The following is a 16,719-nucleotide window of genomic DNA, read 5'->3' as shown; positions in this document are numbered from 1 at the left end:
GCATCCAACTGCTTTGAGGGATACATATGAAGCTTCAACAATTGCGCTACATCTGGGAAGTGGCGCACCACGACCTCAACGTTTCCGCTACCGCCCAAAGCCTCTACACGTCGCAACCTGGCATCAGCAAGCAGATCCGCCTGTTGGAAGACGAACTGGGCGTCGAAGTCTTCGCCCGCAGCGGCAAGCACCTGACCCGTGTCACCCCGGCCGGTGAGCGCATCATCACCACGGCTGGCGAGATCCTGCGCAAGGTCGAAAGCATCAAGCAGATCGCCCAGGAATTTTCCAACGAGAAGAAAGGCACCCTGTCCATCGCGACCACGCACACCCAGGCCCGTTATGCGCTGCCGCCGGTGATCAGCAATTTCATCAAGCAATATCCGGACGTGGCGCTGCACATGCACCAGGGTTCGCCGATGCAGATCGCCGAAATGGCCGCCGACGGCACCGTGGACTTCGCCATCGCCACCGAAGCCCTGGAGTTGTTCGGCGACCTGGTGATGATGCCGTGCTATCGCTGGAACCGCTGCGTGGTGGTGCCCCAGGGCCATCCGTTGACCAAGCTGCCGAAGCTGACCCTCGAGGCCTTGGCCGAATACCCGATCGTGACCTACGTGTTCGGCTTCACCGGCCGTTCGAAACTCGACGAAGCCTTCAGCCATCGTGGCCTGACGCCGAAGGTGGTGTTCACCGCCGCCGACGCCGACGTAATCAAGACTTATGTACGCCTCGGCCTGGGTGTGGGAATCGTGGCGAAGATGGCCGTCGATACCAAGCTCGACAATGACCTGGTGGTGTTGGATGCCAGCGAGCTGTTCGAATCCAGCGTGACCAAGATCGGCTTCCGTCGTGGCACCTTCCTGCGTGGCTTCATGTGCGATTTCATCGAGAAATTCGCGCCGCACCTCACTCGGGAGGTGATGGCGAAGGCCATTCAGTGCCACAACAAGCAGGAACTCGAAGAGCTGTTCGACGGCGTCGAATTGCCGGTGCACTAAGCTGGATTAAATCGCCTCGGTGACAGCGAACTGTTGCCGGGCGCCCGCCACGACGATCTCCACTTCATCCCCTTCGAATTTGCCCAGCAGGCCTCGGCCCAGCGGCGAGCGAGGGGTGATGACGGTGATCGGCTGACCCACCAGCGACACCTTCAGCCCCGCCGCATCCGGCCCCAGGAACAGCCACTGTTGGCGGCCATCTTCATCTTCCAGTCCGATCAAGGTGCCGACCTGGATGCCGCGTTGCCCATCGTAAGGCCTTAGCGCCAGGTTCTGGCAGAGGGCGAGGGCCTGGCGGATTTCCTCTACGCGCCTGGCCTGCCCCGCGGCAAGGTAGGACGCTTCGAGACCAAGGGTGTCGTACTTGTTTTCGGCGATGTTTTCCTCGTGCGTCGCGGTTTCATAAGCGGTTTGCGCGGCTCGCTCGGCGACGTCGAGGTCAACCTTGAGCTTGTCGAGGATCAATTGGTGAACGGTCTGCTTGTTCATGATCACTCGCAAAATTGCAGGACATTGGCGCGGCTTTTCTCGCTGGGCGCGTTCTGGTCCTGTTGCAGCCAGAACTGGCATTTGGGGTTGGACAGGTTGCGAGGATTGTTGCGCACCTGTTCCAACGCCTGGCGCTGCTCGTTCTTCTGCAGATTTTGCTGGTACTGCTCGAACATCGGGGTGGGCGGCTCGGGCGCCGGTTGCACCGCTGGCGGTTGCGCCAGTTGATGGACCGCGGCGGCCACCGGGGCCAGTTGTTCATCGAACAGGAACCTGGACAGCAACCAGCCCGTCAGAACGATGGCGACAAACCCCAGCCACAGGCCCAGGGCAATACTGACGGTCAATCGCAGGGCTGTGAGGCGCGGGGCGGGGGGATGATCAGGCATGACTGCTTCCTGGCAGGGGCATGGATAGGCGCTGATTGTCGCATGAAGATTAATCGCCGTCGGCCCTTCTGCAATACGGGGCCAATGCGGGACAATCAGGCTTTGCCACAGGGAGTCGGGAATGACCGTGCGCTGGGATATTTTTTGCACCGTCGTGGATAACTTTGGCGACATCGGCGTCACGTGGCGCCTGGCCCGGCAATTGGTGGCCGAGCATCGATGCGCGGTGCGGCTTTGGGTCGATGACCTGCGTGCTTTCGAGCGGCTGTGCCCCGAGATCGACGTCGGCCTTTGTGAACAATGGCAGCAGGGTGTACAGGTCCGACACTGGCCCACGCAATGGTGCGACACCGACGCGGCGGACGTTGTGATAGCAGCCTTCGCCTGCCAATTGCCCAGTGCCTATATGGACGCGATGGCCGAACGCGAGGTGACGCCGTTATGGATGAACCTCGACTACTTGAGCGCCGAAGACTGGGTCATCGGTTGCCATGGCCTGCCGTCGGTCAAGTACAAGCATGTGCAGAAATATTTCTTTTTTCCTGGTTTCCAAGAGGGAACGGGGGGCTTGCTGCGTGAGGCCGGCCTGCTGGAGCATCGTCGGCTGTTTCAACAGGATGACGTGGCGCAGCGAAATTTCCTGCATGGATTGGGCGTCGTGCGGGAACCCGGGGCGCGCCTGATCTCGCTGTTCGCCTATGAGAACGCCGGACTGGCGAGCTGGTTCGAGGCGATGGCGACCGATGCGCGCGCATCCCATGTATTGGTTCCCGAAGGTCGGGTCCTGGGCGATGTGGCGCGCTGGCTGGGCGTGGATGGCTTGGAGTCCGGCGCGCTGCATCGCCGCGGCGCCCTGACGGTGCAGGTGCTGCCCTTTATTAGGCAGGATGATTACGACCGGCTCCTGTGGTGCTGCGATTTCAACGCGGTGCGTGGCGAAGACTCGTTCGTACGTGCGCAATGGGCCGGGCTGCCGTTGCTCTGGCACATCTACCAGCAGGAAGAAGACGTCCATCTGGAAAAGCTCGAAGCGTTTCTCGCGTTGTACACCCAAGGTCTTTCGGCTTCGGCGGAAAAAGCGATCAGCGGTCTTTGGCGGGCCTGGAATGCCGGCCAGGACATGGCCGAGCACTGGAAAGCCACTGGCGAAGCGCGGCGTGAACTGGCCGAACACGCCCAGGCATGGTGCCTGGAACAGGCCTCGCGAGCCGATCTCGCCACGGCGCTGGTGAAGTTTTACCGAAATTGGATATGATACGCGGCCTAGATTTTTGTAAATCCCATCCAAATTCGGATATTCGCAATGAAAACTGGTAAAGAACTCAAACCCGGTACCGTGATTCGTATCGACAACGATCCTTGGCTGGTTCAGAAAGCTGAATTCACCAAGTCGGGTCGTAACAGCGCGATCATGAAGACCAAGCTGAAAAACCTGCTGACCGGCTACAAGACCGAAACCGTCTACGGTGCGGACGACAAGCTGGACGACGTGATCCTGGACCGTAAAGAAGCGACCCTGTCCTTCATCAGCGGCGACTCCTACACGTTCATGGACACCACTGACTACACCATGTACGAACTGAACGCCGAAGACATCGAAAGCGTTCTGCCATTCGTTGAAGAAGGCATGACCGACGTCTGCGAAGCCGTATTCTTCGAAGGCCGCCTGGTTTCCGTAGAACTGCCGACCACCATCGTGCGTCAGGTTGACTACACCGAAGGCTCCGCTCGCGGTGATACTTCCGGCAAGGTGATGAAGCCTGCCAAACTGAAGAACGGTACCGAGCTGTCGGTTGCTGACTTCATCGAAATCGGCGACATGATCGAGATCGATACCCGCGAAGGCGGTTCCTACAAAGGCCGCGCTAAATAAGCGAAGTCTTTTGTACGAAAAAGCCCGACCATTGAGTCGGGCTTTTTCATTCTTGCTCCCAGGGGCCCTGTTACTTCAGGTGTTCCTTGAGTTCTTGGGACGCTTGCAACATCGCCGAGCGCACCGCTGGCACCTGGCTCACGACGTTGAGCAAGCCATAGTCGTGGATCATGCCGTTGTAACGGACAGCCGTGACTGGCACGCCGGCCGCGTCCAGTTTGCGGGCGTAGGCTTCGCCTTCGTCGCGCAGTACGTCAGCCTCGGCAGTCTGCACCAGCGCGGGCGGCAGGCCCTTGAGCTGCGCGGTGGTTGCCCGCAATGGCGATGCATAGATCTCGTTACGCTGCCCGGCATCGGTGGTGTAGTTGTCCCAGAACCACTTCATCATGTTCTTGCTGAGGAAATACCCTTCGGCGAACTGGTTGTAGGACGCCGTCTCGAAATTGGCATCGGTCACCGGCCATAACAGCGCTTGGAAGCGGATCGCCGGGGTGCCCTTGTCCTTGGCCATCAGCGCCACGACCGCAGCCATGTTACCGCCAACGCTGTTGCCCGCTACCGCCAGGCGCTTGCCATCGACATTGATTTCCTTACCGTGCTCGGCCACCCACTTGGTTGCGGCATAAGCCTGGTTGATCGCCACCGGGTAATGCGCTTCGGGTGAGGGCGTGTAGTTGACAAACACCGCGACGGCGCCCGAACCCGCCACCAGGTCGCGAACCAGGCGTTCATGGGTTGGGAAGTCCCCCAGCACCCAGCCTCCGCCGTGGAAGAACATGAACACGGGCAGCTCACCCTTGATACCGGCCGGACGAACGATGGTCAGGCTGATCGATTGTCCATCGACCTTGATGGTTTTCTCGCTGACATCGGCCTTGGGCAGCGTCAACTTCACACCGGCCTGGGCGCCGACCAGTACTGCGCGGGCGTCTTTGGGCGACAACTGCTCCAGCGGCTTGCCGGTGCCGGCGTTCAGCGCGTCGAGGAAGGCCTGGGTGTTGTGTTCGACGATGCCGTCGGCGAAAGCGTTGCTAACGCTCAGGGCGAGAAGGGCGCCGGTCAGGGTTTTGCTGAAAGTGCTCATGTGCATCTCCTTAAATTCAGGTTCGAGGGGCGAAGATCAAACGGTCACGTGCAGACGCACATCAACGTTGCCGCGGGTGGCGTTGGAGTAAGGGCACACCTGGTGCGCGGCATCGACGAGGCTCTGGGCGTCGGCCTGGTCGAGGCCCGGCAGGCTGATGTGCAGGTCGATGTCGAGACCGAAACCACCAGGAATCTGGCCGATGCCGACATGGGCAGAGATAGAGGCGTCGTCTGGGATCTTGCGTTTGGTCTGGCTGGCGACGAATTTCAACGCGCCGATGAAGCAGGCCGAGTAACCGGCGGCGAACAGTTGTTCAGGGTTGGTCGCCGCACCGCCTGCGCCGCCGAGTTCTTTTGGCGTGGCGAGTTTGACGTCGAGAATGTTGTCGCTGGAGATAGCACGACCGTCACGGCCGCCGGTGGAAGTTGCGATTGCGGTGTAGAGCGTTTTCATGGTGGGCGCCTCGTTTTCCGGTTGGTTATTTGCGCTAAATGTTTGCGCGCTAAGTAGGTGTGGAGAGAATGTATAGCGCTAATAATTTGTGCGCAAGATAAATTTTTACGGAGAATATGAATTGGCAAGCCGGAAATGGCTGGAGGGGCTGTTCTAGAGCGGTTCGATGGGGTTGAAAATTTTTCGATGCGGGGGGTTTTGACGGGAAGGGCGGAAGGTCAAGGGGAGGGGTATTGGATTCGCCGGCGCCTTCGCGAGCAGGCTCGGTCCCACATAGAGCCGGCGGTGTTCCTGAAGTTAGAGGCTGTCTTGCAAGTGCCCACGCAACTGCTGGAGATCATGCTGCAGTTTCTTCAGTTGCTCCAACGTCTGGCCGCTGGCGGCGAGGATGCATTGGGGGATGTCGAGGGCCTTTTTCTGCAAGGCGCGGCCTTGCTCGGTGAGCTCGACGATCACCACGCGCTCGTCCTCACGGCTGCGGGTGCGGCTCAATAGGCCCTCGGCCTCCAGGCGCTTGAGCAATGGTGTCAGGGAGCCCGGGTCAGTGAGCAGGCGGGTGCTGATTTCACCGACGGTCAAACCGTCTTTTTCCCACAGCACCATCATCGCCAGATACTGCGGATAGGTCAGGCCCAGGGCTTGGAGCAGTGGCTTGTACACCTTGGTCATCAACAGCGATGTCGAGTGCAGGGCGAAACAGACCTGGTTGTCCAGCAAAAGGGCTTCGCAAGGGTCGGGGGTGTCGCGTTGGGTGCTCATGGCAAAACCTTTCGTCAAAGATGATTACGAATCTAGCGGACGAATCTTTAATGCACCAGATAATTCTGACGACTTGATCAGGTGTTGCGTTTCCTCGGTCTCGGCAACTGCGTAGGATAGGCGCCCTGATTAAGGGGAGAGTGGTCTGTGATCGAGGTCGTGCTGTATTTGCTGTTGGGCGCCGCGTTGGGCACCTTGGGGGGATTGTTCGGCATCGGTGGCGGGCTGATTGCGATACCGGTGCTGGGCGTATGGTTCGGCCTGGACCAGCAGATTGCCCAGGGCACGGCATTGGTGATGGTGGTGCCTAACGTCATGCTGGCGCTGTGGCGTTATCACCAGCGCAATCGCATCGAGTTGCGTCATGTCCTGCCGTTGGCGTCCATGGGATTCTGCTTCGCCTGGCTCGGCTCTATCTGGGCCGTGGGCATTGACGCCGAAAGCATGCGCATCGGCTTCGTGGTGTTCTTGGTTGTTTTGGCTGCATATAACCTCATCCGAATGTTCACCACCACGGCGCCCGCTTCGGCGCAGATGCGCCACGGTTGGCCATGGCTCGGCGTGTTGGGTGCGGCTTCAGGAACGATGGGTGGCCTGTTTGGTGTGGGTGGGGCCGTTGTCGCAACGCCGTTCCTCACCAGTGTGTTCGGCACGACTCAGGTAGTTGCCCAGGGCCTGTCGCTGTCGTTGGCCTTGCCCAGTACCGGCGTGACCCTTGTCACTTATGCGTTTCATCATGAAGTGGACTGGTGGATCGGCGTGCCGCTGGCAGTCGGTGGGCTGATGAGCATCAGCTGGGGCGTGAAGGTCGCCCACGCCTTGCCGGAGCGACTGTTGCGTGGGCTGTTCTGCGGTTTCCTGGTGCTGTGCGCCGTACTGCTCATCTTTAAAGTTTGAAGCCTTCCACGATGTGTTCGGCCAGGCATTCGGTGATCGGCGACGGATTGTGCAGGTTGCGGATCAGCATGATGCTGGCCTCGGGCAGCTCCGGCAGGTTCTCGGCCTCGCCGAGGACGCGCATGTCAGGGGTCAGCAGGCTTTCCAGTTGCGCAGTGATTGCCAGGCCCGCGCCTACCACCGCCATGATCGCCGACAAGCTCGAGCTGTTATAGGCCACGCGGTAATCGCGTCCCATGGCGTCCAGCGCATTGCAGGCCCACTGCCGGCAGAAGCAATCGCTGTTGAACATAGCCAGCGGCAGGGGCGTTTGCTCATGGGTGTTGAAGCACGCCGCTTCGGCCCAGACAAAACGTTCCTTGCGCAGCAACTGGCCTATTTCATCCCCAGGCTTGCGAGTGACGATGGACAGGTCCAGGTCCTGGCGCAGCAGCAATTGCTTGGATGATTCGCAATGCACCTCGATTTCGATCAGCGGATAGAACTGGGCGAAGCGCTGCAGGATGCCTGGCAGAAAGCGCATCACATAATCGTCCGGTGTGCCGATGCGGACGGTGCCGACCATATGGGGTTCGCGCAGGGTATTGAACACTTCGCTGTGCAACTTGAGGATGCGCCGGGCATAACCCAGCAACACCTGCCCCTCGGCGGTGAGCTTTACTTGTCGCCCGTCGCGCTCGAACAGCCGACGCTGCAACACGTCTTCCTCCAGCCGCTTCATCTGCATGCTGACCGCGGATTGCGTACGGTTGACCAATTCCCCGGCACGGGTGAAACCACCCTGATCGGCGATGGCGACAAAGGTCCGCAGCACTTCCGTATCGATGCTCGGGTAACTCGACAATGGATCAATCTCCGAGATGTATTGCATAAGAAACATTCGTTGGATTGATCTTAGCCTTGGCGCGAGACTTGAGCTACCCCCAACGGAGGACATGACGATGAAAGGTCAGAAAGGGTATGTATCGATAGACAAGCACTCATTCCACCGGTTTTCCCTCAGCGATCTGCTGCACAAGTTTAGCCGCTGGTATGAATTGCACCATGAACGTGAATTGCTTGCCGGCCTGAGCGACGAGGCGCTCAAGGACATCGGCGTCAGCCGTGCCGACGTGGAAAAAGAAGTGGTCCGGCCATTCTGGGATGACCCAATGCACAAATGAGCCATCCTTCCCTACACAAACCGCTTAGTGGTGAGGTAGGTTGCGAGCAGACAAGGAGATCTCCATGCCCGCGACTCTGTCCTTTACCCTCAAACAGGCCCGGCGTCTGGCGTTGGCCGCCCAAGGATTCGATGGGCGGCTACCGTCGGCGCCGGTCCAACCCTCCCGCCTCAACCGCCTGATCGAACGCCTTGGCGTCCTGCAGATCGATTCAGTCAACGCGTTGGTGCGCTCGCATTACCTCCCGCTGTTCTCCCGCCTCGGTCATTACAATCGCGATTTGCTCGATCAAGCTGCCTGGAGCCAGGGGCGTCGTCGCACGTTGTTCGAATATTGGGGGCATGAGGCTTCGCTGCTGCCGATGACGATGTATCCGTCGATGCGCTGGCGCATGGCCCGGGCGGCGCGCGGCGAAGGTATTTACCAACAATTGGCGCGTTTCGGCCGCGAGCAGCAAGACGTGATCGGTCGAGTCCTGCAATCTGTTCGGGACCAGGGCGCGATTGGCGCGGGCAGCTTGTCCACGCGCCAGGAAAAGGCCGGGCCGTGGTGGGACTGGAGCGCGGAGAAGCATGCGCTGGAGTGGCTGTTCGCGGCGGGCGAGGTGACGGTGGCGGGGCGCCGTGGCTTCGAGCGCCTCTATGATTTGCCGGAGCGGGTCTTGCCGGCCTCGATCCTGCAGCAACCGCTGCCGGACGAAGCCCAGGCCCAGCGCACACTGCTGATTCATGCCGCCGAAGCCTTGGGGGTTGGCACCGAGAAGGATCTGCGCGACTACTTTCGCTTGAGCCCGGCGGACGCCCGCGAGCGGCTGGCTGAACTGGAAGAGGCCGGAGCACTGCTGCGCTGTCAGGTCCAGGGTTGGAAACAGCCGGCCTGGTGTCGCCCCCTCGTGAAAATTCCACGCAAGGTTGCCGCCAGTGCGCTGCTGTCACCGTTCGATTCGCTGGTCTGGGAGCGCAGTCGCACCGAGCGGCTGTTTGATTTTCGCTATCGCCTGGAGATCTACACGCCGGTACACAAGCGGGTGTATGGCTATTACGTCCTGCCGTTTCTACACAACGAGCGAATTGCCGCCCGGGTTGATTTGCGGGCGGAGCGGGCTTTGGGGCAATTGGCCGTGCATGCCGTGCACGAAGAGGTGCCCGGGATGGACGAGGAGGGCATGCTGGCGCTGGCGGCGAATCTGTGGAGCATGGCCCGGTGGTTGGGGTTGGAGCGGGTTCAACTCAATTGCCAGCGGGAGGGTGGGGTTCGGTTGGCGGTGGCATTGGCTGAAATTACCAGTGACTGAGCTGGCCCCTTCGCGAGCAGGCTCGCTCCCACAGGGATTTGCGGTGACTACAGCCTTTGTGACACAGCAAATCCAATGTGGGAGCGAGCCTGCTCGCGAGGCGATTGAACCGGTGAAGAAGGACCTACAGACTCACCGCCGAACCTGCTTCAAGGTCTCGGCAATCAAGAACGCCAACTCCAGCGACTGATCAGCATTCATCCGCGGGTCGCAGTGGGTGTGGTAGCGGTCCGACAGGCCGTCCTCGGTGATCGGGCGCGCGCCGCCGATGCATTCGGTGACGTTCTGCCCGGTCATCTCGATGTGGATACCGCCGGCGTAAGTCCCTTCGGCTTCATGGACCTGGAAGAACTGCTTTACTTCGCCAAGGATCTGCGCAAAGTCCCGGGTCTTGTAGCCGCTGCTGGCCTTGATGGTGTTGCCGTGCATCGGATCGGAGCTCCACAGCACCTGCTTGCCTTCACGCTGTACGGCGCGCAGCAGTTGCGGCAGGTGATCGCCAACCTTGTTGGCGCCCATGCGCGCGATCAGGTTCAGTCGGCCCGGGTCATTGTCCGGGTTGAGGACGTCGATCAGGCGAATCAGGTCGTCAGGGTTCATGCTGGGGCCGACCTTGACGCCGATCGGGTTGTTCACCCCGCGCAGAAACTCGACGTGGGCACCGTCCAGCTGACGGGTTCGGTCGCCGATCCACAGCATATGGGCCGAGCAGTCGTAATAGTCATTGGTCAGGCTGTCGCGGCGCACGAAGGCTTCTTCGTAGTTGAGCAGCAACGCCTCGTGGGCGGTGAAAAAACTGGTTTCACGCAGTTGTGGCGAGCTGTCCATGCCGCAGGCGCGCATGAAGGCCAGGGTTTCGTCGATGCGGTCGGCCAGGTGGCTGTATTTTTCCGCCAGGGCCGAGTTGGCGATGAAGTCCAGATTCCATTTGTGCACCTGGTGCAGATCGGCAAAGCCGCCCTGGGCGAACGCACGCAGCAGGTTCAGCGTGGCGGTGGACTGGTGGTAGGACTGCAGCAACCGCTCCGGATCCGGTACACGACTTTGCTCGTCGAAGCCGATGCCATTGACGATGTCACCCCGGTAGGCCGGCAGCGTTACGCCGTCGATGGTTTCATCATTGGCGGAGCGTGGCTTGGCGAACTGGCCGGCCATGCGCCCGACCTTCACCACCGGGCAACCGGCGGCGAACGTCATCACGATCGCCATCTGCAGCAGCACCTTGAAGGTGTCGCGGATCTTGGCGGCGGAGAATTCGACGAAGCTTTCCGCACAGTCGCCGCCCTGCAACAGAAAGGCCCGGCCCTGGGTAACTTCGGCGAACTGACGGCGCAACTCCCGGGCTTCACCGGCAAACACCAGTGGCGGATAGCTGGCCAGGGTCTGCTCGACCCGTTGCAGATGCGCCGCGTCAGGGTATCGGGGTTGCTGCTGGATCGGCAGGGCGCGCCAGCTGTCAGGGCTCCAGGGTTGGCTCATCATGATCTCTAGGTGATTTACGCTCGGGCGCTCATGTTATCAGCAAATTAGTGCGTGACCTGCTCCGCTTGCTTCGCGGACAATCGCGCCTTCGCCCCGTATGGGCAGGCCCATGGCCGCCCGGCAACATCAGGAGATGAAATGACAGAGGAGCGCGTCGAGCATTTGCTCGCCGAGGTGCACGACGAGTTCGGCATGATTCGCGTGTTCGAAGTGGCCGACTACCGGTTTCTCGAGTTCGGCGATGCCATCGAGCAGAGCTGCGTGTTCACGGCCGATCCCAGCTGGCTCGAATACGACTACACTCGCGCCATGCTCATCGGTGCGTTGTGTCACGAGCAGCCGGAAAGCGCGCTCTTCCTGGGATTGGGCGCAGGAACCTTGACCCAGGCCTGCCTCAAGTTTCTGCCGCTGGAAGATGTCGAGGCGATCGAGCTGCGCCCCGAGGTGCCGCGCCTGGCCATCGAATACCTGGGGCTGGATGACGATCCGCGCTTGTACATCCGCGTCGGCGATGCCCTGGAACTGCTTGAAACGGCGGAGCCGGCCGATCTGATTTTTGTCGACCTCTATACCGATGTCGGCCCCGGCGTAGGCCATCTGGCGTGGGGTTTTCTGGAAAACTGCCAGAAGCGCCTCAACCCGGGCGGCTGGCTAGTGATCAATCAATGGGCAACCGATGACGGCAAGCCCCTGGGCGCGGCATTGTTGCGTGGCCTGTACCACCGACACTATTGGGAATTGCCGGTGAAGGAGGGCAACGTGATCCTGATCGTGCCGGCGGACCTGGACCAGGCGCTGGACATGCAAGGCTTGGTTGCCCGGGCCGAAGGGCTGGCGCCACGATTGGGGTATTCGTTGCAATCGCTGATCAAGGCCATCCGCCCGGCGACGTGATCAGAACTGCAAGGGCTTTTGTGGCGAGGGAGCTTGCTCCCGCTCGGCTGCGAAGCAGACGCCTGGGTCAGTAGTCTGGAATCGATGGGGCCGCTTCGCGACCCAGCGGGAGCAAGCTCCCTCGCCACAGGGGAACGCCAGCGCAAGTGAACCGTTTTAGCCGGCTGCCCCAAGGCTTTTGGTCGCGAGCCCTACAACAGTGTTTCAGTAAAAAAAGCTCCCTTTTTGGGCGAATTCCGGTATAGTGCGCGCCGGCCTTTAGCCGGGCCGCGTCAAGGTAGCGCAATATTCCGAAGCCAGCTTCGGTTGCATGTCCGCACAACGGATGCTTCCGCGACGTTCTTTTTCATTCATTCGTTTTCGCAAATCCCCGCCGACAAAGCTGCCAGGGCGACTCTTGAGTCTCAACACGGCATGCGCAGCTTTGGAGCATGGGTCTTTGCGGATGCACTTAGAGGCAGACCCATGACCCAGGAAATCGGCGGCTTCGCCGCTCTTGAACTTCATCCCAATATTGTCGCTGCAGTAGTCGCTACCGGCTATGAAGAGCCTTCGGCCATTCAGCAGCAGTCGATCCCGATCATTCTCGCCGGTCACGATATGATTGGTCAGGCGCAAACCGGTACGGGTAAAACCGCCGCGTTCGCACTGCCGATCCTGCACCGCATTGATCCGTCCAAGCGCGAGCCGCAAGCTCTGATCCTGGCCCCAACTCGTGAGTTGGCGCTACAAGTTGCAACCGCTTTCGAAACCTACGCCAAGCAAATGCCAGGCGTGACTGTTGTGGCTGTCTACGGCGGCGCGCCGATGGGCCCACAACTGAAAGCAATCCGTAATGGCGCACAGATCGTTGTCGCCACCCCGGGCCGTCTGTGCGACCACCTGCGTCGCGACGAAAAAGTCCTCGCCACCGTGAACCACCTGGTTCTCGACGAAGCGGACGAAATGCTCAAGCTGGGCTTCATGGACGACCTGGAAGTCATCTTCAAGGCCATGCCTGAGACTCGCCAGACCGTCCTGTTCTCGGCCACCTTGCCACAATCGATCCGTGCCATCGCCGAACGCCATCTGCGCGATCCGAAGCACGTGAAGATCCAGAGCAAGACCCAGACCGTCACCGCGATCGAGCAGGCTCACCTGCTGGTTCACGCAGACCAGAAGACTTCCGCCGTTCTCAGCCTGCTGGAAGTCGAAGACTTCGACGCCCTGATCATGTTCGTGCGCACCAAGCAAGCGACCCTGGACCTGGCCAGCGCCCTTGAAGCCAAAGGCTACAAAGCCGCCGCGCTGAACGGTGACATTGCCCAGAACCAGCGTGAGCGCGTGATCGACTCCCTCAAGGATGGCCGCCTGGACATCGTTGTGGCGACCGACGTCGCGGCCCGTGGCCTGGACGTTCCGCGTATCACCCACGTGTTCAACGTCGACATGCCGTACGATCCGGAGTCCTACGTACACCGTATCGGTCGTACCGGCCGTGCCGGTCGCGAAGGCCGTGCGTTGTTGTTGGTCACCCCGCGTGAGCGCCGCATGCTGCAAGTGATCGAGCGTGTGACGGGTCAGAAGGTCGCTGAAGTCCGCCTGCCGGACGCCCAGGCCGTTCTCGATGCCCGCATCAAGAAACTGACCAACAGCCTGTCGCCGCTGGTGGCTGACGCCGAATCGACCCACGGTGATCTGCTCGATCGCCTGACCGCCGACATCGGTTGCACCCCACGTGCCCTGGCCGCTGCCCTGTTGCGCAAGGCCACCAACGGCCAAGCGCTGAACCTGGCTGCAATCGAGAAGGAACGCCCACTGGTGCCGAACAACGCACCGCGTGGCGACCGTCCTGAGCGCAGTGGCGATCGTCCGGACCGTGGTGATCGCGAGCGTCGTGCACCGATCCCGTTGGCCGAAGGCCGTGCTCGCTGCCGTACCGCGCTGGGTGCTCGTGACGGCATTGCCGCCAAGAACCTGCTGGGCGCGATCCTCAACGAGGGTGGCCTGGCTCGTGAAGCCATCGGTCGTATCCAGGTGCGTGACAGCTTCAGCCTGGTGGAACTGCCGGAAGATGGCCTGGAGAAGTTGCTGACCAAGCTCAAGGACACCCGCGTGGCCGGCAAGCAGCTCAAGCTGCGTCGCTACCGCGAGGATTGATCGACCTACGGGTTGATTGATCGAGCACGAAAAAATCCCCGACTGGTTCGGGGATTTTTTTTGCCTGTCGTTTGGCGCTTTTCAATGCGAGCGGCGGGGAGGCCAATCGCGAGCAAGCTCGCTCCCACAGGGGATTTTTGAGCGCCGAAGACCCAATGTGGGAGCGAGCTTGCTCGCGATTGGCGCGACTCGGTTTGCGATCAGTCGAACCGATAAATGTCCATCCCCAGCGTCCCCATGGTAAATCCAGCATGGGCAACGCTGAACGTACCACCGGCTCCGCGGGCGAAATACAGCGGCAACAAATGCTCGTCGCTGGGGTGGCTGCGCACGGCATGGGGAGCCTGGCGGCGGTAGTCATGCAGTGCCGTCTCGTCGTTCGACGCCAGCCTGGCAACCATCCAATCGCGAAACGCCTTGGCCCACGGCTCGATGCTGTCGGGGCCGGCGTTCCAATCCAGGTCCCGCAGGTTGTGGGTGATGCTCCCGGAGCCGATCACCAGCACGCCTTGTTCCCGCAGGCTTGCCAATGCGCGGCCCACCCGCGTTTGCAGCGTTGGCCCCTGACGGCTAGGCAAAGAGACCTGTACCACCGCAATATCCGCCTCGGGATACATCAGTGACAGCGGCACCCAGACGCCATGGTCGGCGGGCCGTCCCGTGTCGAGGCGTGCCGGCAGCTGCGTGGCGTTGAGCAGGTCGGCGACCTGTGTTGCCAACCGAGGATCGCCTGGGGCGGGATATTGCACCTTGTACAGGTCGGGTGGAAAACCACCGAAATCATGCCAGGTGCGTGGCCGTGGGTTGGCGCTGACCAGCAGCTCATCACTCTCCCAATGAGCTGAGACAACGACGATGGCCTTGGGCCTGGGCAACTGCGCGGCAAGGCGAGTCAGGGCCGGACCGCTTTCGCCGGGCTCCAGGGCAAGCATGGGGGAGCCATGGGAGATAAACAGGCTGGGCAGCATCGACGGGCTCCTGAGGGTTAAGATGTGTCATCTTCTGTCAGGTCAACGATCGAAATCTAATACAAGTTTTAAGCTGTTTTGATCGAATTTATGGAGCGAACCCCATGGACCCCGAGTTTTGGCACAAGCGTTGGTCAACCAACCAGATCGGCTTTCATCTGCCTGAAGTGAACCCTTACCTGCGGCGTTTCTGGCCTCAGTTGGGGTTGCCTGAAGAGACGCGAGTGTTGGTGCCCTTGTGCGGCAAGACGCTGGATCTGCTGTGGTTGGCGCAACAAGGTTTTTCCGTACGGGGGATTGAGCTGTCGGAAAAAGCCGTCACTGATTTTTTCCAGGAACATCAGCTCCAGCCGAACGTGAGTGAGGAGGGCGCCTTCAAGATATTTCGTGCCGGCGCCATTGAAATCCGTTGCGGTGATTTCTTTGCGTTAACGCCTTTGGACGTAGCCGATTGCGCGACGTTGTATGACCGCGCTGCATTGATCGCCTTGCCCGAGCCGATGCGTGAGCGGTATGCGGCCCATCTGCAGAGCATAATGCCGGACTGTGTCGGGCTGGTGATCACGCTGGATTACAACCAGGACGAGATGCCTGGACCTCCGTTTTCGGTAGGGCATGACGAGGTGCAGCGGTTGCTGGGTGGGGCTTGGGAGTTGCAGGTCTTGCACGAACAGGATGTGCTGGGCGAGAGTTGGAAGTTCTTGCAGGCGGGCGTGAAGCGGCTGGATGAGCGGGTATATCTGGTATCCAGTCGTGGGGTGCAATCAATGACCCCATCGTTGAAAAGTCCGCCCCCGCGCTTGGAATAGCAAAAAAAAGCCCGCATTGCTGCGGGCTGCTTTTTGAGGCTCTAGCGATCAACCACGGCGACGCAGTGCGTCAATCCGCTCTTCCAGCGGCGGGTGGCTCATGAACATGCGGGCCAGGCCCTGCTTGATGCCACCGTTGATGCCAAAGGCATTCAGGGTGTCGGGCATGTGCACTGGCAAACCTTGCTCGGCGCGCAGGCGCTGCAGGGCGCCGATCATGGCGCTGGTGCCGGCCAGGCGGGCGCCGGCGTCATCGGCGCGGAACTCGCGTTTGCGCGAAAACCACATGACGATCGCACTGGCGAGGATACCCAGCACCAGCTCGGCGAAAATGGTCGCCACGTAGTAGGCGATGCCTTGGCCTTCTTCGTTCTTGAAGATCACCTTGTCGACAAAGTTGCCGATGATGCGGGCAAAGAACATCACGAAGGTGTTCACCACGCCCTGGATCAGCGCCAAGGTCACCATGTCACCGTTTGCCACGTGGCCGATCTCGTGAGCCAGCACCGCCTTGACTTCATCCGGTGAGAACCGCTCGAGCAAGCCCTGGCTTACCGCCACCAGTGCATCATTCTTGTTCCAACCGGTCGCGAAGGCGTTGGCCTCGTAGGCCGGGAATATCCCGACTTCGGGCATCTTGATACCGGCTTCGCGAGACAGTTGCTCGACGGTCTGCAGCAGCCATTGTTCGTGGCGAGTGCGCGGCTGGCTGATGATCTGGGTACCGGTGCTCATCTTCGCCATCCATTTGGAAATGAACAGCGAGAACAGGGAACCGGCGAAACCGAACACCGCACAGAAGATCAGCAGCTGATTGAGGTTGAGGTCAACCCCGTTGGCCGCCATGAACCCGTTGAAGCCGAAAAGGCTCAGGGTGATGCTGGCAATCAGCACGACCGCCAGGTTAGTGGCCAAAAACAGCAGGATGCGCATCATGGTGGTAGCAATCTCCTCATGCTAAAGATGTAGCGTTATGCGGGGTATATAAGGTGCTGCCGCAGGCTATTCAACTCGCCTACTAT

18 protein-coding genes are annotated in these 16,719 nt (G+C 60.5%); 9 read left to right on the top strand and 9 right to left on the bottom strand.

The window, feature by feature from the left end; all coding sequences use genetic code 11:
• Nucleotides 1-26 precede the first annotated feature (26 nt).
• Nucleotides 27-1,001 (top strand): HTH-type transcriptional regulator CysB, encoded by a 975-nt coding sequence (gene cysB, locus J3Q04_RS17035; protein ID WP_003183769.1) that lies wholly within the window; start codon nucleotides 27-29, stop codon nucleotides 999-1,001.
• A 6-nt stretch (nucleotides 1,002-1,007) separates the two neighbouring features.
• Here the strand turns inward: cysB and J3Q04_RS17030 are convergent, their stop codons facing one another.
• Entirely contained in the window at nucleotides 1,008-1,490 is a 483-nt protein-coding gene (locus tag J3Q04_RS17030) for a GreA/GreB family elongation factor (protein ID WP_420764804.1), read from the bottom strand.
• 2 nt (nucleotides 1,491-1,492) lie between these two features.
• Nucleotides 1,493-1,879: a cytochrome b/b6 domain-containing protein gene (locus J3Q04_RS17025; protein WP_420764803.1), complete on the bottom strand. Its 387-nt coding sequence runs from the start codon at nucleotides 1,877-1,879 to the stop codon at nucleotides 1,493-1,495.
• A gap of 121 nt (nucleotides 1,880-2,000) precedes the next feature.
• Here J3Q04_RS17025 and earP point away from each other — a divergent pair, with 121 nt between their 5' ends.
• Together earP and J3Q04_RS17015 are read left to right on the top strand one after the other, a co-directional pair.
• Nucleotides 2,001-3,134 carry an elongation factor P maturation arginine rhamnosyltransferase EarP gene (gene earP, locus J3Q04_RS17020; protein ID WP_434610414.1) on the top strand — a complete coding sequence of 378 codons (1,134 nt, stop codon included), beginning with the start codon at nucleotides 2,001-2,003 and terminating at the stop codon, nucleotides 3,132-3,134.
• Between the two features lie 48 nt (nucleotides 3,135-3,182).
• Complete coding sequence (locus J3Q04_RS17015) at nucleotides 3,183-3,752, top strand: elongation factor P (RefSeq protein WP_007955690.1); 570 nt, start codon at nucleotides 3,183-3,185, stop codon at nucleotides 3,750-3,752.
• A gap of 70 nt (nucleotides 3,753-3,822) precedes the next feature.
• Here J3Q04_RS17015 and J3Q04_RS17010 read toward each other — a convergent pair whose 3' ends face one another.
• The 3 genes from J3Q04_RS17010 to J3Q04_RS17000 form a co-directional block, all read right to left on the bottom strand.
• Nucleotides 3,823-4,836, bottom strand: coding sequence for an alpha/beta hydrolase (locus J3Q04_RS17010; protein WP_434610417.1), 1,014 nt, complete (start codon nucleotides 4,834-4,836; stop codon nucleotides 3,823-3,825).
• 36 nt (nucleotides 4,837-4,872) lie between these two features.
• Nucleotides 4,873-5,292: an organic hydroperoxide resistance protein gene (locus J3Q04_RS17005; protein ID WP_434563132.1), complete on the bottom strand. Its 420-nt coding sequence runs from the start codon at nucleotides 5,290-5,292 to the stop codon at nucleotides 4,873-4,875.
• Between the two features lie 297 nt (nucleotides 5,293-5,589).
• Nucleotides 5,590-6,051: a MarR family winged helix-turn-helix transcriptional regulator gene (locus J3Q04_RS17000; RefSeq protein ID WP_434563134.1), complete on the bottom strand. Its 462-nt coding sequence runs from the start codon at nucleotides 6,049-6,051 to the stop codon at nucleotides 5,590-5,592.
• A 147-nt stretch (nucleotides 6,052-6,198) separates the two neighbouring features.
• Between J3Q04_RS17000 and J3Q04_RS16995 the strand changes: the two genes are divergently transcribed.
• Complete coding sequence (locus J3Q04_RS16995) at nucleotides 6,199-6,948, top strand: sulfite exporter TauE/SafE family protein (RefSeq protein ID WP_434563136.1); 750 nt, start codon at nucleotides 6,199-6,201, stop codon at nucleotides 6,946-6,948.
• Here J3Q04_RS16995 and J3Q04_RS16990 read toward each other — a convergent pair.
• On the bottom strand, nucleotides 6,938-7,792 hold the full coding sequence (locus J3Q04_RS16990; RefSeq protein ID WP_420764840.1) for a LysR substrate-binding domain-containing protein: 855 nt from the start codon (nucleotides 7,790-7,792) through the stop codon (nucleotides 6,938-6,940). The genes J3Q04_RS16995 and J3Q04_RS16990 overlap by 11 nt on opposite strands.
• Before the next feature lie 97 nt (nucleotides 7,793-7,889).
• Here J3Q04_RS16990 and J3Q04_RS16985 point away from each other — a divergent pair, with 97 nt between their 5' ends.
• Both J3Q04_RS16985 and J3Q04_RS16980 read left to right on the top strand, forming a co-directional pair.
• Nucleotides 7,890-8,111 (top strand): DUF1127 domain-containing protein, encoded by a 222-nt coding sequence (locus J3Q04_RS16985; protein ID WP_420764797.1) that lies wholly within the window; start codon nucleotides 7,890-7,892, stop codon nucleotides 8,109-8,111.
• Between the two features lie 64 nt (nucleotides 8,112-8,175).
• Nucleotides 8,176-9,405 (top strand): winged helix-turn-helix domain-containing protein, encoded by a 1,230-nt coding sequence (locus J3Q04_RS16980; RefSeq protein ID WP_434610421.1) that lies wholly within the window; start codon nucleotides 8,176-8,178, stop codon nucleotides 9,403-9,405.
• Between the two features lie 132 nt (nucleotides 9,406-9,537).
• Here J3Q04_RS16980 and J3Q04_RS16975 read toward each other — a convergent pair whose 3' ends face one another.
• Nucleotides 9,538-10,884 carry a class II 3-deoxy-7-phosphoheptulonate synthase gene (locus J3Q04_RS16975; RefSeq protein WP_420764795.1) on the bottom strand — a complete coding sequence of 449 codons (1,347 nt, stop codon included), beginning with the start codon at nucleotides 10,882-10,884 and terminating at the stop codon, nucleotides 9,538-9,540.
• Between the two features lie 141 nt (nucleotides 10,885-11,025).
• On the opposite strand from J3Q04_RS16975, the gene J3Q04_RS16970 reads away from it, so the two are divergent.
• Nucleotides 11,026-11,781 carry a spermidine synthase gene (locus J3Q04_RS16970; RefSeq protein ID WP_434610425.1) on the top strand — a complete coding sequence of 252 codons (756 nt, stop codon included), beginning with the start codon at nucleotides 11,026-11,028 and terminating at the stop codon, nucleotides 11,779-11,781.
• Between the two features lie 465 nt (nucleotides 11,782-12,246).
• Nucleotides 12,247-13,920 (top strand): DEAD/DEAH box helicase, encoded by a 1,674-nt coding sequence (locus J3Q04_RS16965; RefSeq protein WP_030141884.1) that lies wholly within the window; start codon nucleotides 12,247-12,249, stop codon nucleotides 13,918-13,920.
• 200 nt (nucleotides 13,921-14,120) lie between these two features.
• Here J3Q04_RS16965 and J3Q04_RS16960 read toward each other — a convergent pair whose 3' ends face one another.
• Nucleotides 14,121-14,888, bottom strand: a complete 768-nt coding sequence (locus tag J3Q04_RS16960; RefSeq protein WP_434563140.1) for a DODA-type extradiol aromatic ring-opening family dioxygenase — start codon at nucleotides 14,886-14,888, stop codon at nucleotides 14,121-14,123.
• A gap of 104 nt (nucleotides 14,889-14,992) precedes the next feature.
• On the opposite strand from J3Q04_RS16960, the gene J3Q04_RS16955 reads away from it, so the two are divergent.
• On the top strand, nucleotides 14,993-15,697 hold the full coding sequence (locus tag J3Q04_RS16955; RefSeq protein WP_434610428.1) for a thiopurine S-methyltransferase: 705 nt from the start codon (nucleotides 14,993-14,995) through the stop codon (nucleotides 15,695-15,697).
• A 48-nt stretch (nucleotides 15,698-15,745) separates the two neighbouring features.
• Here J3Q04_RS16955 and htpX read toward each other — a convergent pair whose 3' ends face one another.
• Nucleotides 15,746-16,633: a protease HtpX gene (gene htpX / locus J3Q04_RS16950; protein ID WP_003183732.1), complete on the bottom strand. Its 888-nt coding sequence runs from the start codon at nucleotides 16,631-16,633 to the stop codon at nucleotides 15,746-15,748.
• Nucleotides 16,634-16,719 lie beyond the last annotated feature (86 nt).

It is taken from the genome of Pseudomonas sp. D4-21 (genome assembly GCF_051132125.1).
Taxonomy (GTDB): domain Bacteria; phylum Pseudomonadota; class Gammaproteobacteria; order Pseudomonadales; family Pseudomonadaceae; genus Aquipseudomonas.
This window is presented reverse-complemented; position numbering and strand designations above follow the sequence as displayed.

Bases quoted from the DNA above. Each gene is read 5' to 3' on its own strand.
- cysB (WP_003183769.1), top strand. From the start codon at position 27: ATGAAGCTTCAACAATTGCGCTACATCTGGGAAGTGGCGCACCACGAC.
- J3Q04_RS17030 (WP_420764804.1), bottom strand. From the start codon at position 1,490: ATGAACAAGCAGACCGTTCACCAATTGATCCTCGACAAGCTCAAGGTT.
- J3Q04_RS17025 (WP_420764803.1), bottom strand. From the start codon at position 1,879: ATGCCTGATCATCCCCCCGCCCCGCGCCTCACAGCCCTGCGATTGACC.
- earP (WP_434610414.1), top strand. From the start codon at position 2,001: ATGACCGTGCGCTGGGATATTTTTTGCACCGTCGTGGATAACTTTGGC.
- J3Q04_RS17015 (WP_007955690.1), top strand. From the start codon at position 3,183: ATGAAAACTGGTAAAGAACTCAAACCCGGTACCGTGATTCGTATCGAC.
- J3Q04_RS17010 (WP_434610417.1), bottom strand. From the start codon at position 4,836: ATGAGCACTTTCAGCAAAACCCTGACCGGCGCCCTTCTCGCCCTGAGC.
- J3Q04_RS17005 (WP_434563132.1), bottom strand. From the start codon at position 5,292: ATGAAAACGCTCTACACCGCAATCGCAACTTCCACCGGCGGCCGTGAC.
- J3Q04_RS17000 (WP_434563134.1), bottom strand. From the start codon at position 6,051: ATGAGCACCCAACGCGACACCCCCGACCCTTGCGAAGCCCTTTTGCTG.
- J3Q04_RS16985 (WP_420764797.1), top strand. From the start codon at position 7,890: ATGAAAGGTCAGAAAGGGTATGTATCGATAGACAAGCACTCATTCCAC.
- J3Q04_RS16980 (WP_434610421.1), top strand. From the start codon at position 8,176: ATGCCCGCGACTCTGTCCTTTACCCTCAAACAGGCCCGGCGTCTGGCG.
- J3Q04_RS16975 (WP_420764795.1), bottom strand. From the start codon at position 10,884: ATGAGCCAACCCTGGAGCCCTGACAGCTGGCGCGCCCTGCCGATCCAG.
- J3Q04_RS16970 (WP_434610425.1), top strand. From the start codon at position 11,026: ATGACAGAGGAGCGCGTCGAGCATTTGCTCGCCGAGGTGCACGACGAG.
- J3Q04_RS16965 (WP_030141884.1), top strand. From the start codon at position 12,247: ATGACCCAGGAAATCGGCGGCTTCGCCGCTCTTGAACTTCATCCCAAT.
- J3Q04_RS16960 (WP_434563140.1), bottom strand. From the start codon at position 14,888: ATGCTGCCCAGCCTGTTTATCTCCCATGGCTCCCCCATGCTTGCCCTG.
- J3Q04_RS16955 (WP_434610428.1), top strand. From the start codon at position 14,993: ATGGACCCCGAGTTTTGGCACAAGCGTTGGTCAACCAACCAGATCGGC.
- htpX (WP_003183732.1), bottom strand. From the start codon at position 16,633: ATGATGCGCATCCTGCTGTTTTTGGCCACTAACCTGGCGGTCGTGCTG.